The 13,273-nt window shown below is 72.7% G+C and carries 13 protein-coding genes; 8 read left to right on the top strand and 5 right to left on the bottom strand.

Annotation, left to right across the window (positions count from 1 at the left end; genetic code table 11):
- The first annotated feature begins 4 nt into the window (after window positions 1–4).
- Genes hisH through hisF form a run of 4 tightly spaced genes read left to right on the top strand, consistent with a single transcriptional unit; the run spans window position 5 to window position 2,599 of the window.
- Window positions 5–652 (top strand): imidazole glycerol phosphate synthase subunit HisH, encoded by a 648-nt coding sequence (gene hisH, locus FH609_RS07835; protein WP_139666473.1) that lies wholly within the window; start codon window positions 5–7, stop codon window positions 650–652.
- Between the two features lie 5 nt (window positions 653–657).
- A complete protein-coding gene (gene priA, locus FH609_RS07830) occupies window positions 658–1,425 on the top strand; it encodes a bifunctional 1-(5-phosphoribosyl)-5-((5-phosphoribosylamino)methylideneamino)imidazole-4-carboxamide isomerase/phosphoribosylanthranilate isomerase PriA (protein WP_226961483.1) in 768 nt (255 codons plus the stop codon).
- Complete coding sequence (locus tag FH609_RS07825) at window positions 1,422–1,829, top strand: Rid family hydrolase (RefSeq protein WP_139666474.1); 408 nt, start codon at window positions 1,422–1,424, stop codon at window positions 1,827–1,829. Before priA ends, FH609_RS07825 begins: the two co-directional genes overlap by 4 nt.
- Window positions 1,829–2,599: an imidazole glycerol phosphate synthase subunit HisF gene (hisF, locus tag FH609_RS07820; protein ID WP_139666475.1), complete on the top strand. Its 771-nt coding sequence runs from the start codon at window positions 1,829–1,831 to the stop codon at window positions 2,597–2,599. The genes FH609_RS07825 and hisF overlap by 1 nt, the downstream gene beginning before the upstream one ends.
- Before the next feature lie 133 nt (window positions 2,600–2,732).
- Here hisF and FH609_RS07815 read toward each other — a convergent pair whose 3' ends face one another.
- The gene (locus FH609_RS07815) at window positions 2,733–3,272 is read right to left on the bottom strand and encodes a DUF3592 domain-containing protein (RefSeq protein WP_139666476.1); all 540 of its coding nucleotides are present in this window, start codon (window positions 3,270–3,272) and stop codon (window positions 2,733–2,735) included.
- Between the two features lie 108 nt (window positions 3,273–3,380).
- On the bottom strand, window positions 3,381–4,277 hold the full coding sequence (locus FH609_RS07810; RefSeq protein ID WP_139666477.1) for an AraC family transcriptional regulator: 897 nt from the start codon (window positions 4,275–4,277) through the stop codon (window positions 3,381–3,383).
- An 87-nt stretch (window positions 4,278–4,364) separates the two neighbouring features.
- Between FH609_RS07810 and FH609_RS07805 the strand changes: the two genes are divergently transcribed.
- Entirely contained in the window at window positions 4,365–5,210 is an 846-nt protein-coding gene (locus tag FH609_RS07805; protein ID WP_139666478.1) for an NAD(P)H-binding protein, read from the top strand.
- A 57-nt stretch (window positions 5,211–5,267) separates the two neighbouring features.
- On the opposite strand, the gene FH609_RS07800 is transcribed toward FH609_RS07805, so the two are convergent.
- From FH609_RS07800 to FH609_RS07790, 3 genes are all read right to left on the bottom strand, one after another.
- Window positions 5,268–6,635: a DUF5979 domain-containing protein gene (locus FH609_RS07800; RefSeq protein ID WP_139666479.1), complete on the bottom strand. Its 1,368-nt coding sequence runs from the start codon at window positions 6,633–6,635 to the stop codon at window positions 5,268–5,270.
- Window positions 6,636–6,786: 151 nt separating this feature from the next.
- Window positions 6,787–8,736, bottom strand: coding sequence for a beta-L-arabinofuranosidase domain-containing protein (locus FH609_RS07795; protein ID WP_139666480.1), 1,950 nt, complete (start codon window positions 8,734–8,736; stop codon window positions 6,787–6,789).
- A 40-nt stretch (window positions 8,737–8,776) separates the two neighbouring features.
- Window positions 8,777–9,835 (bottom strand): LacI family DNA-binding transcriptional regulator, encoded by a 1,059-nt coding sequence (locus tag FH609_RS07790; protein WP_139666481.1) that lies wholly within the window; start codon window positions 9,833–9,835, stop codon window positions 8,777–8,779.
- Between the two features lie 249 nt (window positions 9,836–10,084).
- On the opposite strand from FH609_RS07790, the gene FH609_RS07785 reads away from it, so the two are divergent.
- Genes FH609_RS07785 through FH609_RS07775 form a run of 3 tightly spaced genes read left to right on the top strand, consistent with a single transcriptional unit; the run spans window position 10,085 to window position 13,232 of the window.
- Window positions 10,085–11,401 (top strand): ABC transporter substrate-binding protein, encoded by a 1,317-nt coding sequence (locus FH609_RS07785; protein ID WP_139666482.1) that lies wholly within the window; start codon window positions 10,085–10,087, stop codon window positions 11,399–11,401.
- Window positions 11,398–12,312, top strand: coding sequence for a carbohydrate ABC transporter permease (locus tag FH609_RS07780; protein WP_139666483.1), 915 nt, complete (start codon window positions 11,398–11,400; stop codon window positions 12,310–12,312). Before FH609_RS07785 ends, FH609_RS07780 begins: the two co-directional genes overlap by 4 nt.
- Window positions 12,313–12,317: 5 nt before the next feature.
- Entirely contained in the window at window positions 12,318–13,232 is a 915-nt protein-coding gene (locus tag FH609_RS07775) for a carbohydrate ABC transporter permease (RefSeq protein ID WP_139666484.1), read from the top strand.
- Window positions 13,233–13,273 lie beyond the last annotated feature (41 nt).

Below are 13,273 nucleotides of genomic sequence, written 5' to 3'. Positions count from 1 at the left end.
GCAGGTGAGCGGTGCACGCAAGTCCGTGGTCGTCTTCGACTACGGCTTCGGCAACGTCCGTTCCGCCGAGCGCGCGGTCGCGCGCGCCGGCGCGTCCGTGGAGATCACCCGGGACCTGGACGCGGCGCTGGCCGCCGACGGGCTGCTGGTGCCCGGCGTCGGCGCGTTCGCGGCCTGCATGACGGGCCTGCGCGAGGCGCGCGGCGACTGGGCCGTGGAGCGCCGACTGGCCGGCGGCCGGCCGGTGTTGGGGATCTGCGTCGGGATGCAGATCCTCTTCGCCCGGGGCATCGAGCACGGCGTCGAGACCGAGGGCCTCGCCGAGTGGCCCGGCACGGTCGGCCCGCTGAAGGCCGACGTGGTGCCGCACATGGGGTGGAACACGGTGGACGTCGCCGAGGGCTCCCGGCTCTTCGCCGGGCTCGGCCCCGAGGAGCGGTACTACTTCGTCCACTCCTACGCGGTCCACGACTTCACGCTGCCGCCCTCCGGCAGCGCCGCCATCGAGCCGCCCAGGGTCAGCTGGGCCACCCACGGCCGGCCCTTCGTCGCCGCCGTGGAGAACGGCCCGCTGTGGGCCACCCAGTTCCACCCGGAGAAGTCCGGCGACGCCGGCGCCCGCCTCCTCACCAACTGGATCGAGACCCTGTGAGCCCCGTGACCTCCGAGGACCCCGTGACCGAGAACGAGAAGACCCCCCGCACGCTGGAGCTGCTGCCCGCCGTCGACGTCCGCGACGGGCAGGCGGTCCGGCTGGTGCACGGCGAGTCCGGCACCGAGACCTCCTACGGCGACCCGTTGAGCGCGGCCCTCGCCTGGCAGCGCGCCGGCGCCGAGTGGCTTCACCTGGTGGACCTGGACGCGGCGTTCGGCACCGGCGACAACCGGGCCAGGATCGCCGAGGTCACCGCCGCCATGGACATCCGCGTCGAGCTGTCCGGCGGCATCAGGGACGACGACACCCTGGCCGCCGCGCTGGCCACCGGCTGCACCCGGGTCAACCTGGGCACGGCCGCGCTGGAGTCGCCCGAGTGGGTCGCCAAGGCCATCGCCGAGCACGGCGACCGGATCGCCGTCGGCCTCGACGTGCGCGGCACCACCCTGCGCGGGCGCGGCTGGACGCGGGACGGCGGCGACCTCTACGAGACGCTGGAGCGGCTCAACTCCGAGGGCTGCGCCCGCTATGTGGTGACCGACATCAACAAGGACGGCACCCTCCAGGGCCCCAACCTCGACCTGCTGCGGAACGTGTGCGCCGCCACCGACCGGCCGGTGGTGGCCTCCGGCGGGGTCTCCTCGCTCCAGGACCTGCGGGCCATCGCCGAGCTGGTGCCGCTCGGCGTGGAGGGCGCCATCGTCGGAAAGGCCCTCTACGCCCGGGCGTTCACCCTGGAGGAGGCGCTGGAGACGGTGGCCGCCGCATGAGCGGGCCGACGGAGGTGCGCCGCGTGGGCGGCGAGGGCGAGTGGGAGCGAACGGTGGGCGCCGCGACGGCGGTCGCGGCCGGGCCGCTGGTGCTGGTCGGCGGCACGCTGCCGCCGACGGCCGGCGCCGCCGCGCTGGGCGACCCGTACGAGCAGACGCGTTCGGCGCTGGCCGACGCGGTGGCCGCGCTGGAGCCGTTCGGGCTTGGCGTGGCCGACGTGGTGCGGACCCGCCTGTATCTGGCGCACGCCAGGGACGGGGAGGACGCGACCCGGGCGCACCGCGAGGTGTTCGGCGAGGTCCGGCCGGTCTGCACGGTGCTGGTGGTCGGCTTCCCCGACTCCCGGGTGCTGGTGCAGGTCGAGCTGGAGGCGTTCGCGGGTACGCGGGGAGGCGGGTCCTGATGGGCGTCGCGGTGCGGGTGATCCCCTGTCTCGACGTGGACGCGGGCCGGGTGGTCAAGGGCGTCAACTTCCAGAACCTGCGGGACGCGGGCGACCCGGTGGAGATGGCCAAGGTCTATGACGCCGAGGGCGCAGACGAGTTGACGTTCCTGGACATCACCGCCTCATCGGGGAACCGGGAGACCACCTATGACGTGGTGCGCCGGACCGCCGAGCAGGTCTTCATCCCGCTGACGGTGGGCGGCGGGGTCCGTACCACCGACGACGTGGACCGGCTGCTGCGGGCCGGTGCCGACAAGGTCGGCGTCAACACGGCGGCCGTGGCCAGGCCGGAGCTGATCCGGGAGATCGCCGAGCGCTTCGGCCGCCAGGTGCTGGTGCTCTCGGTCGACGCCAGGCGCTGCCAGCCGGGCACGGAGACCGTCTCCGGTTTCGAGGTCACCACCCACGGCGGGCGGCGCGGCACCGGGATCGACGCGGTGGACTGGGCGGCGCGCGCTGCCGAGTTGGGGGCGGGGGAGATCCTGCTGAACTCGATGGACGCGGACGGGACGAAGGACGGGTACGACACGGAGCTGATAGCGGCGGTGCGGGCCCGGGTCGGCATTCCGGTCATCGCCTCCGGCGGGGCCGGGCAGCTGGCGGACTTCCCGCCGGCCATCGAGGCCGGCGCGGACGCGGTGCTGGCGGCGTCCGTCTTCCACTTCGGTGACCTGCGCATCGGCGAGGTGAAGCGGACCCTGCGGGGGGCGGGGCACGCGGTGCGTTAGCGCTGGCCGCTGAACGCTGGCCGCTGGGCTTTCGGGGAGGCCGCCCGGCCCTGGGGACCGGGCGGCCGGGTTGGGCGACTCCGCGCGGTCTTCGGGACGTTGGCGCTCCCCGGGTTCCCGCCCGGGTGCGGGCTCATCTAGGGAGGAAGCCCAGGCCGGCGGCGAGGCTGGCCGCCGCGATGAGCAGCAGGACAACGGCGGTGCCGGAGACGGCGGGTGGCGCACTCGTTTCGAGGAGCCAGATCGTGGTGGGGTTCTGCGGGTCGTACCGAATGGGGAGCACCGAGCCGCTGGTGAGGAGGTCGCGGAGGTGGTCCGGGATCGGGACGGTGGCCGTCACGTCAAGGCCGTCGGGGTCGGCGCGGAACTCCACGACCACCTGGTAGAAGTTTCCCTCGTCGTACTCCTCGGTCTCGATGCCCAGGACGCGTGCCCTGGCCGCCACGGACCGGCCGTACTGCCGGCCCTCACGGCGCAACCCCTGGTGGGCCCCGACCGCGAGCAGCAGCCAGACGGGGACCGTGATCAGGAAGAACACCCGGGACGCTGGATCGTCCGACGCGCCCTCAAGCGCCTGTCGTTCCTCCTCGGAAGGTCCGCACCCCGCCGTCGCGAGGACGAGGAGCGGCACGGTGGCGAAGAGGATGGTGGCTCTCCTGACGCGGCTGCGCATGGGACTCCTCCCGGGCGGGAACTCACGCGAACCGAGGTCGGCCGCCCTGGTCGTTGTAGCGCACCCGGACCGGGTGGGGTCCCGGCGGAAACGGTCTCCCACCCGGTCCTAACCGGGCCGCTTCTCCGCTTGGCACTCCGGGCTGCGGACGCAGTCGCGGTAGGCGCTGGGGCTCATGCCGTGGAGGCGTTTGAACGCCGTGCTGAAGCCGAACGCGTCGGCGTAGCCGACCCGTTGGGCCACCGAGGCCAGCGGCGCCGTGGACTCCGTCAGCAGGTCGGCGGCCAGTGCCATCCGCCACTCGGTGAGGTAGGCCAGCGGCGGCTCGCCCACCAGCCGGGTGAAGCGGCCGGCCAGGGTCGTGCGCGAAACGCCCGCCTCCCGCGCGAGCGCGAGCAGCGTCCAGGGTTCGGCGGGCGCCGCGTGCATGGCCCGCAGCGCGGGGCCCACCGCCTCGTCGCTCAACGCCCGCAGCAGGGCGGGGGAGTTGGCGTCGGCGGCGGCCGGCTGGTCGAACCAGCCGCGCAGCACGCAGACCAGCAGCCAGTCGAGCAGCCGGTCCAGCACCGCGTCCCGGCCCGGGCGGCCGTCGGCTACCTGGTCGTTCAGCAGGTCCAGCAGCGAGGAGCAGCCGTCCTGGCAGGGCACCGTCACGACCGGCGGCAGCAGGTCGAGCAGCCGCCGCGACACCTCGCCCCACACCCGGTAGGTGCCGACCAGCAGCACCGTCGGCCCCGGCGGGCCGGCCGTCGCGGGGGAGCCGCCGGCCCGGGGACGGTCCGTCAGCCGGAGGCGGCCCGGGCCTCGGACGACCGCCGTGTCGTTGACGGCGATCCGGCGCGGCGCGCCGTCGCCCTCGATCCAGCCCTCGCCGCCCAGCGGCGTGACGAGCGTCAGGGACGCCTCGGCGTCGAACGGCAGCGTCCACGGCGGCGACAACTCGACGCGCCGGAAGCGGACCTGGTCCGTCCGGACGCCGCGGAGCAGTTCGTCGTAGGGGTCCATCTCGCAGGTCAACGGTCGGACGGCCGGACATGTTCCGCGTACCGTCGGCCATGCCCAACGCCGCGCCGGGCGACTTGACTTGGGACCATGGCAAACGAGAAGAACGACGAGATCGTGGTGTTGGGCGGCACGGGCAAGACCGGGCGGTGGCTGGTGCGCGAGCTGCGCGCCGCCGGGCACGCGGTGCGGCCGGCGTCCCGCTCGGGTGAGGTGCGGTTCGACTGGTCCGACCGGGACACCTGGCCGGCGGTGGTGGAGGGGGCGGCGGCGGTCTATCTGATCCCGGGCGGTCCCGAGGCGACGCGGGACTTCGCCCGTCTGGCCGTGGACGCCGGGGTGCGGCGGCTGGTGACGCTCTCCGGGCGGGGGATGGACCGCTACCCGCCGGGGGTGGGCGCCGCGAGGTTCCCTTCGGTGGCGGCCGGGGAGTTGGCGGTGCGCGAGTCGGGCGTCGAGTGGTCGATCATCCGGGCCAACAACTTCAACCAGAACTTCGACGTGGACTACTGGCGCCCGCCGCTGCTGGCCGGCCGGCTCGCGCTGCCCACGGGCGGGGTGCCGGAGCCGTTCGTCGACACCCGGGACGTGGCGGCCGTGGCGGCCGCGCTGTTGACCGAGGACGGTCACCAGGGCCGGGCGTATGACGTGTCCGGGCCACGGGCGTTGACCTTCGACGAGGCGGTGGCGACCATCGCGCGGGCGGCCGGACGGGAGATCCGCTTCGTGGAGCTGACGCCCGAGGAGTACCAGGCGGAGCTGGCGGCCGAGGGCGTGCCGGCGGAGGCGGCCGCCGAACTCGGCGCGATCTTCGACTCGATGCGCTCCGGCCACCTCGCTGAGCCGGCCCCCGGGGTCCGGGAGGTCCTGGGCCGCGAGCCGATCTCCTTCGAGTCCTACGCCACCGAGGCCGCGCAGGCCGGCGCCTGGGCCTGACGCCGGCACGGGGAAGCCCCCGGTGACCGTGCCAGCGGTCACCGGGAGCTTCCGGTGCTACTTCTTGTCCTTCTTCTTCTTCTTGGCGTACTCGTCCGTGACCAGAACGGACTGGGTGCTGTCGGCGGTGATCGTGACGCTGGCCGGTTCGATGACGGGGTCGCCGACGAGTCGGGCCCGCGCGTTCTCGCCCGTTTCGGGCTCGGTCACGGTGCACAGGCTTCCGACCGGGATGCCGGTGATCAGCCGGGGGTGGTCGCCGGCCGGGGTGCCGGCGTCGAAGGTGAGGGTGTGGTGCTGGTCGAGGTCGGTGTCCGGGTTCTGGTCGTCGCAGTCCACCTCGACCACGATCTCGCCCTGGAGGCCCGCGCCCTTGCCCGCGATGCGCTTGGTGACCTCAAGCCCGCCCGCCGGGTAGGGCCGCAGCTCCGCGCCGGCGCGGACCGTCAGGTCCGTCTCGCGCGCCAGCACGAGGGTCTGGGCCTGCTCCAGGCCGATGTTGCTGCCGTCGTAGAGGAGCGCGCTGCCGACCAGCGCGGTGGCGGTGCGTTCCAGGACGAAGCCCTGCGGGGTCTCCTCGGAGAGGCTGCGCACCCACAGCTCGGTGCCCGGCGCGACCTCGTCGCCGTCCTGGAGCTGGTTGGTGCCGTCGGGGTCGGTGAAGACCTCGACGCCGCCGACGGTGGTCAACGTGGCGGGCCCGTCGCTGGAGACCTGGAACGGGCCGACCAGTTCGCCGGTGTCCGGGACGCCCGCCTGCTGTGGGGTGACGGACAGCTCGGGGAGCGCCGGCTCCTGGCCGGGCCCGTTGGCCAGCGCGTCGGCGACGATCGCCTCGGTGAGCGGGCGGACCGGGCTGTCGGTCGCCAGGACGAGGTTGTCGGTGAAGAACCAGATGGCCGCCTGCACGGCCGCCGCGCGCTGGGCGTCGTTGGCGGCGCCGGCCGGCTCGTCGGTGGTGGGGAAGTAGTTGACCAGGATGTACTCGACATAGCCGAGGTGGGGAACGTTGGTCTCGGACCACTCGCCCAACTCGTAGTGCACGCCGGCCTGGGTGTCGACGGCCAGGTTGATGCAGTAGGTCAGGCCCGTTCTGCCCTGGGTGTCCTGGATCTCGATCGTGCCGGCGTAGGCGACCGCGTTGGGCGTGGAGCCGTCGGGCACGCCGGCCGGGTAGCCGGCCAGCGGGTCGAAGCCCTCGGGCGCGTCGAACGCCGAAACGGCCTGGCCGTCGCCGGTGTCGACGATCGTCGCCTCGGTGAAGGGCCCGGCCGGGTCGCCGCGCCGCGCGGTCGGGTCCATCCGGGCCGACGCGGCGCCGATCGCGCCGAGGGTCAGCAGGACGGTGAGGAACCCGACGAGCAGGGCCCGTGCGGCGTGCCGGCCCGGGAGGGTGCGTCGTGGTGCTGGTCGCGATGGCGTCATGCGCCCTCACTTCGTGTCTCGAATATCTGGTGTTTTGTCCTGGTTTACCCCCTTGGGGATGGTAGCGAAGGGCGATGCCGGATCGGCCGAGCCGGGGCGGGCCGGTGTGGTGGGGCGGGTGGCTGACACCGGCCCGCCCCACCGGGTGGTGTCAGGGCGCGTCGAGGTTGGCCGGCAGGACGGTGGGGAGTTCGGCCAGCCGGATGCGGGCGCAGCCGTAGGGGACCAGGCGCAGGTCGCCGACGGGGGAACCGACGGGAACGGGGCTGTCCGGCGGGACGGCGGCCGAGTTCTCCTCGACGCGCCAGGAGTAGAGCCGCGCGCCCCGGCCGCGCACGGTGACCGCTACGTCCCGGTTGCCGAAGGGCAGTTCGGGGACGGGGGCGCGTTCGATCGGCCAGCTGTCCAGCCCGTCGCCGAGGTAGAGGCCGTAGTTCCAGGAGGAGAGCGGCAGCACCTCCCACTCGCCCAGGCCGCGCGCGTTCGGCAGCGGGCGCCAGGACTCCGGCAGCGCCGCGACCAGCACCAGCGGGCCGAGGCGGAGGCCGAGCGCGCCGCGCTCGCGGCGCTCCTTGCGCAGCCGCATGGGGAGGGTGAGTTCGATCCGTTCGCCGCCGGACCAGGTGCGGTCGAGGACGGCGTAGCCGTCGGCGCCGGCGGAGAGGGTTTCCGGTTCGCCGTCGACGGTGAGGGTCGCCTCGTCCCGGCACCAGCCGGGCACGCGCAGCCGCAGCGGGAAGCGGACCGGCGCGGAGACCGACAGGTCGAGGCGGACGGTCTCCTCGAACGGGTAGTCGGTGGTCTGCTCGACGGTGACCTCGGTGCCGTGCACCGTGGTGCGCAGCGTGCTGGGCGCGTAGGCGAACGCGGTCAGGCCGTTGTCCCCGGTCGACCGCATCCACAGGGAGGCGACGAACTTGGGCCAGCCCTGGTGCATGTTGGCGAGGCAGCAGCCGAAGTGCGGCTCCAGGCCGAAGATGTTGGCGTCGTCGGAGCTGAGGGTCCAGCGCCGCTCGGCGATGTTGGCGGCGATCTGGTTGGCCTGCTGGTGGTACTGGTGCGCGCGCATCTCGGGGTCGAACGCGGCCGGGAGGTGGTTGAAGGCGACCAGTTCGGCGAGGTCGCCGAGCGTTCCCTCGCCGAAGGCGAGCGCGGACTGCTCCAGGGTGAACAGGTACTCCATCACCTGGCAGGTCTCGATGCCGTGGTGCGCCTCCCGGCCGGCGAGCCACTCGTCGCCGGAGAACATCCCGTGCACCTGGCCGTGCCAGCGGTCCAACGCGGCCAGGCTGGCGGTGAGTTCGGCGTAACGGACGGGGTCTCCGGTTGCGGAGCGGGAACGGACGGGGTCTCCGGTTGCGGAGCGGGAACGGGCGGGGTCTCCGGTTGCGGTGCGGGAACGGCCGGCGGCGGCGTCGAGGAGGGCGCGGACGGCGGGCACCTTCAGGCCCATGGCCACGTTGGGCCCGTGGGTGAGGTGCGCGAAGACCGTGGCGGGCCCGGTGATCAGGTCCTCGCCCGTCAGATAGTCCACCCAGTCGGCGTTCTGCTCCAGCAGCAGCTCGCCCAGCTCCAGCCAGCGCGGGTCGCCGTCGCGCGCGTGCAGCCAGAGCGCGGCCAGCACGTTCTCGGTGGCGCGGACGGCGCCCCACTCGACGAGCGGCCGCTTGGGCAGCTGCTCCAGCTGGTAGGCGAAGTACCGGGCGAGGAAGCCGGGAACGCGCTCGTCGCCGGTGGCGTCGGCGTGCTGCACCAGCACCTTGAGGGCGACCATCCGGGGCCACCAGTCGTCGTTGGACCCGGGCCCGAACTGGCCGTCCTCGCGCTGGCTGGCCAGCATCCACTCGATCCACTTCGACGCCTTCTCGCGCAGCGCCTCGTCGTCCAGCACATGGGCCAGCGGCACCAGACCGTCGAGGTAGTAGGGGCCGCGTTCCCAGTCCTCGCCCGGGCCGCCCAGCCAGCCGGAATCGGGGCCGAGGTCGGGCCAGATCTCCTCCACCCGGCCGGTGAGGCCGTCGGCCTGGAGCCGCAGTTGGCGGCGCAGCCAGCCGGCGGGTCGAATCTCGCCCAGGGCGAGCGGGGTGTGACGGATACCCATGTGCTGATCGAGTCCTTCGTGTTGAGGGGGCCGGGGCGCGCTAGTCGTCCGCCAGGGACGAGCCGCGCACCACCAGTCGGGGTGGGACGAGTTCGATGCCTCGGTCGGCGGAGCGGTTCTCCGGATCGGCGGTGATCGCGGCGAGTAGCCGTTCCGCCGCGCGGCGGCCCAGCGTCTCCAGCTCCATGTCCACCGTGGTCAGCGGCGGCCGGCTGGCCTCCCACATGACCTGCCAGTTGTCATAGCCGGTGACGGCGACCTCGTGCGGAACCCGGACGCCGCGCTCCCGGAGCCGGTCGCCCACCGCGCGGGCGAGCTGGTCGGAGGCGCAGACCACGGCGGTCATCGGCGGCCGCTCGGCGCCGCCGGCGCGCAGCAGCACGTCGACGGCCTGCCGCCCCCACGGCTCGCTCCACTCGCCGAGGAGCGGTTCGCCGACGAGCTCCATCCCGGCCTGGTCCAGTGCCGCGCGCAGCGAGGCCAACCGCACCTGGGATGTGCGGTGTTCGGGCCGGCCGCCGACGTGGGCGACCCGGTGGTGGCCGAGGGTGCGCAGATGGTCGACCACCAGCCGCATCCCGGCGGCGTCGTCCGGCACGACGGACATGTCGTCCGGATCGGTTGACGGTGCCAGCGCGTAGACCACCGGCACCGGAACGGAGATGGGCTCCCGGTGGTCGGTCGCCTTGCCGGTGACGATGATGCCGTCCACCCGCCGGGCGACCAGGGTGCGCAGATGGTGCTGCTCCTGGACCGAGCCCTTCGGGGCGGTGGCGACCAGGGTGGAGATCTCGCCGACGGTGAGCGCGTTCTCGGCGCCGAGCATCACGGGCAGGCTGAACCGGCCGACGTTGTCCGTGGAGAGCAGGCCGACGATGAACGTGCGGCGCATGGACAGGGCGCGCGCGCCGGCGTCCGAGACGAAGCCGAGCCGTTCGGCGGCGGCGCGCACCCGCTCGCGGGTGGACTCCCGCAGCGAGCCCGAGTCGTTGAGTGCCTTGGACACCGTGCTCGGTGAGACGCCGGCGGCGCGTGCCACATCGGTGATGCGCACGGTCCTGGCGTCGCGCCCGGCCTCGGGCCTGGCATCGCGCTTCATGATTCCTCCGAGTTTCCGCTCGTTCCTTCGAACAGTAGCAGTGCCGTGATGGTCGCTGTCCAGGGATGGTTGGGGACCGGGAACATTCCCGATATCCAGGTGAAACAGAGGGTTGACGGGGTTCGCGGGTGGCTCCTAAGGTCCCGGACATCGGTTTCCTGAATTTCCGAGGACTCCGACCGAAGCGGGTTTCGGCCGCCCAGGACGACATCACTGACGACACGGCCGGGAGAAGAGAGTGGGGCAACGATGGGGCTCACCCGGGGACAGTTCCTCAGGCTGATGGGGGCCGGAGCCGCCGGCGCGCTGCTCAGCGCGTGCGCCACCTCGCCACCGCCGATCGACGTCACCGGCCCGGAGTTCACCGAGGCCGAGCCGTCCGGCACGGTCAAACTCTGGTCGCGCGGCGGCCTGTTGCCCACCGCCCAGCGGATCGTCGACCGCTTCCACGCCGCCCAGGACCGCATCCGCGTCGACCTCACCCCCGTTCCGGACGGACAGTTTGTCACCAAGCTGGCCACCGCCATCCGCGGCGGGCGGGTGCCGGACGTGGTGGACATCGACGACATCAACTCCGCGCTCTTCGTGGCCCGTGGCGTCTTCGCCGACCTCACCCCGCTGCTCGACGAGCTGCCGTTCCGCGACCGGCTCAGCCCGGGCCACCTCGCCCTCGTCGAGCGGGACGGCCGCTACTTCGGCGCCCCCTCGATCGCCGACAACTCGACGCTCTGGTGCAACGTCGGCCTCTTCGAGCGCGCCGGCGTGGACATCGACCAGGTCACCGGCTCCTTCGAGGGCTACCTTGAGGCGGCCCGCGCGGTCTCCGCGCTCGGCGACGACATCCACGGCTGGTTCTTCCCCGGCAACTCCGCCGGCGCGCTGGCCTTCACCGTCCAGCCCCACGTCTGGGCCGCCGGCACCGACCTGATCGCCGGCGAGATCGGCGACCAGCGCGGCAACATCGTGGACAACGAACCGCTCCGCGCCACCCTGGAGTTCCTCCGCGCCCTGTGGGAGGAGGGCCTCACCCCGCCGGCGATCGACTCCGACGACGGCTCCCGCTGGGCCTCCCAGTTCCAGGCCGGCCGGGTCGGGATGATGCCCTGCGGCTTCGGCATCGTCACGCCCGACGCCTCCGACGAACTCCTCGACCAGTGCGGCGTCCGGCTGCTGTCCGGGCCCGAGGGCGGGCGCTCGTTCTTCGACGGCGGCACCAACTTCTGCCTGCCGAACGGCTCCGACAACCCGTCCGCCGCCTGGGAGTTCGTGCGGTTCTGCCTGGAGCTGGAGCAGCAGACCGCGCTGCCCGAGACCGGCTACATCCCGGTCCGCTCCGACGCCGCCACCGACGAGTTCCGCGCGGCCTACCCGCTGGCGGCGCCCCCGCTGCTGGAACTGGACGCCGGCTACGCGCCGCTCTCCCTGGCCTACGCCCGCATCTACAACCAGAACGACGGCCCCTGGCTGGCCATGATCCGCGAGGCCGTCTTCGGCGGGAACGTGGACCGGGCGCTGGCGGCGGCCCAACCCCGCTTCGACGAGATCCTGCGACAGGGGGACGCGTGAGTACCACCACCGACAGGACCCGCATACCGGAGCGCCGCTCCGGATCGCTGACCCACCCGGCCAGAACGGGGCTCGCGCTGGTGCTGCCGGCCGTGCTCTTCGTGGTGGTCTTCGTCTTCACCCCGCTCGTGGTCGCCGTCTACATGTCGATGACGGACTTCCCGCTCATCGGCGACTACGAGTTCATCGGGCTGCGCAACTACGAACTGGCCTGGTCCGACCCGGTGTTCGGCCGTTCCATCCTCTACACCCTGCTGTACACCGCGATCGTCACCGTCCCGATCCTGCTGCTGGGCTACGCGCTCGCGGTGCTGGTGCGCTCCAACCGGCGCGGGTCCACGCTGCTGCGGACCATCTTCTTCCTGCCGTACATCATCGGGCTCACCACCATCAGCTTCGTGATGCTGCTGGAGGCCCAGCCCAACAGCGGCGGCGTCAACCTGGTGCTGCGCGCGCTCGGCATCACCGACGGCAGCACCGCCTGGCTGGTCGACGGGCCGCTGGCCACCGGGCTGATCGTGGTCCTGGTCGTCTGGGGCACCTCGGGGCTCACCATGGTGCTGCTGATGTCGGCCATGCAGGGCATCCCCAGGGAGATCTACGAGTCGGCCGAGCTGGACGGCGCCGGCTGGTGGCGCACCGAGCGCCACATCACCCTGCCCATGGTGCGCCGCTCCCTGGTGCTGGCCACCGTCATCTCGGTGATCGGCTCGTTCCTGGCGTTCGGCCAGTTCTACATCCTCACCCAGGGCGGCCCCGGCTCCGACACCACCACCGTGGTGATGTCCATCTACCGGCGCGCCTTCATCGATCTCCAACTGGGCGCCTCCGCCGCGATGTCGCTGATCCTCGTGGCGATCATCGCCGTCATCACCGCCGTGCAGTTCTGGCTGTTCCGCGAGAGGGACTGATCCACATGACCACCAACGTCGCCAACCGCCCCGCCGCGCGGGCGGGTTCCGCGCGGAGAGGCTCTCCGCGCGCCGGCAGCCGGGACAGCGAGCCCCGGCTGAAGCGGACCCTCTACCTGCTGGGCGGGGGCGGCGCCGCGCTCGTCTTCCTGGTGCCGCTGGCCTTCGCGCTGGCCCGCTCGCTCCAGTCCAACGCGGTGATCGTCGAACGCCCCACCCTGGACACGTTCTTCGACTGGTCGACGGAGAACTTCTCCGCCCTGCTCGACCAGGGCCAACTCGCCCGCCCCATCCTCAACAGCCTGCTGGTCTCGCTGGCCACCGCAGCGCTCACCGCGCTGCTGGCCACCCTCGCCGGCTACGGCTTCGCACGCTTCGCGTTCCGCGGTAGGGGCGGGCTGTTCAGCGTGCTGGTGCTCACCATGATGGTCCCGTTCCAGGCCATCCTCACGCCGCTCTACCTCCAGATGAACACCATGGGCCTGACCGACTCGCTGCTCGGCCTGGTGCTCTTCTACTCCACGGTCAACCTGCCGTTCGGCGTCTTCGTGATGCGCAACGCGTTCGCCTCCGTGCCCCAGGAGTTGGAGGACTCCGGCTACATGGACGGCGCCGGCACCCTGCGGATGCTGGTCTCCGTGCTCCGCCCGCTGGTCACCCCGGGCGCGGCCACCGTGGCGCTCTACGCGTTCCTGGTCTCCTGGACGGAGTTCCTCGGCGCGTTGACATTCCTCACCGACCAGGACCTCTACACCCTGCCGGTGACGCTGGCCAACCTCCAGCAGGGCACCTACGGCCAGGTCGACTTCGGCCTGCTGGCGGCCGGCGCGGTGATCGCGATGGTGCCCTGCGTGGTGCTCTATGTCGCGCTCCAGCGCTTCTATGTCGCGGGGCTGGCCAGCGGCGCGGTCAAGGGCTGACGACCGGGCCGGCGGCGTGCCGCCTCGGCCGGCGCCGGTCC

It is taken from the genome of Streptomyces sp. 3MP-14 (assembly GCF_006334905.2).
Lineage (GTDB): Bacteria > Actinomycetota > Actinomycetes > Streptomycetales > Streptomycetaceae > Streptomyces > Streptomyces triticirhizae.
This window is presented reverse-complemented; position numbering and strand designations above follow the sequence as displayed.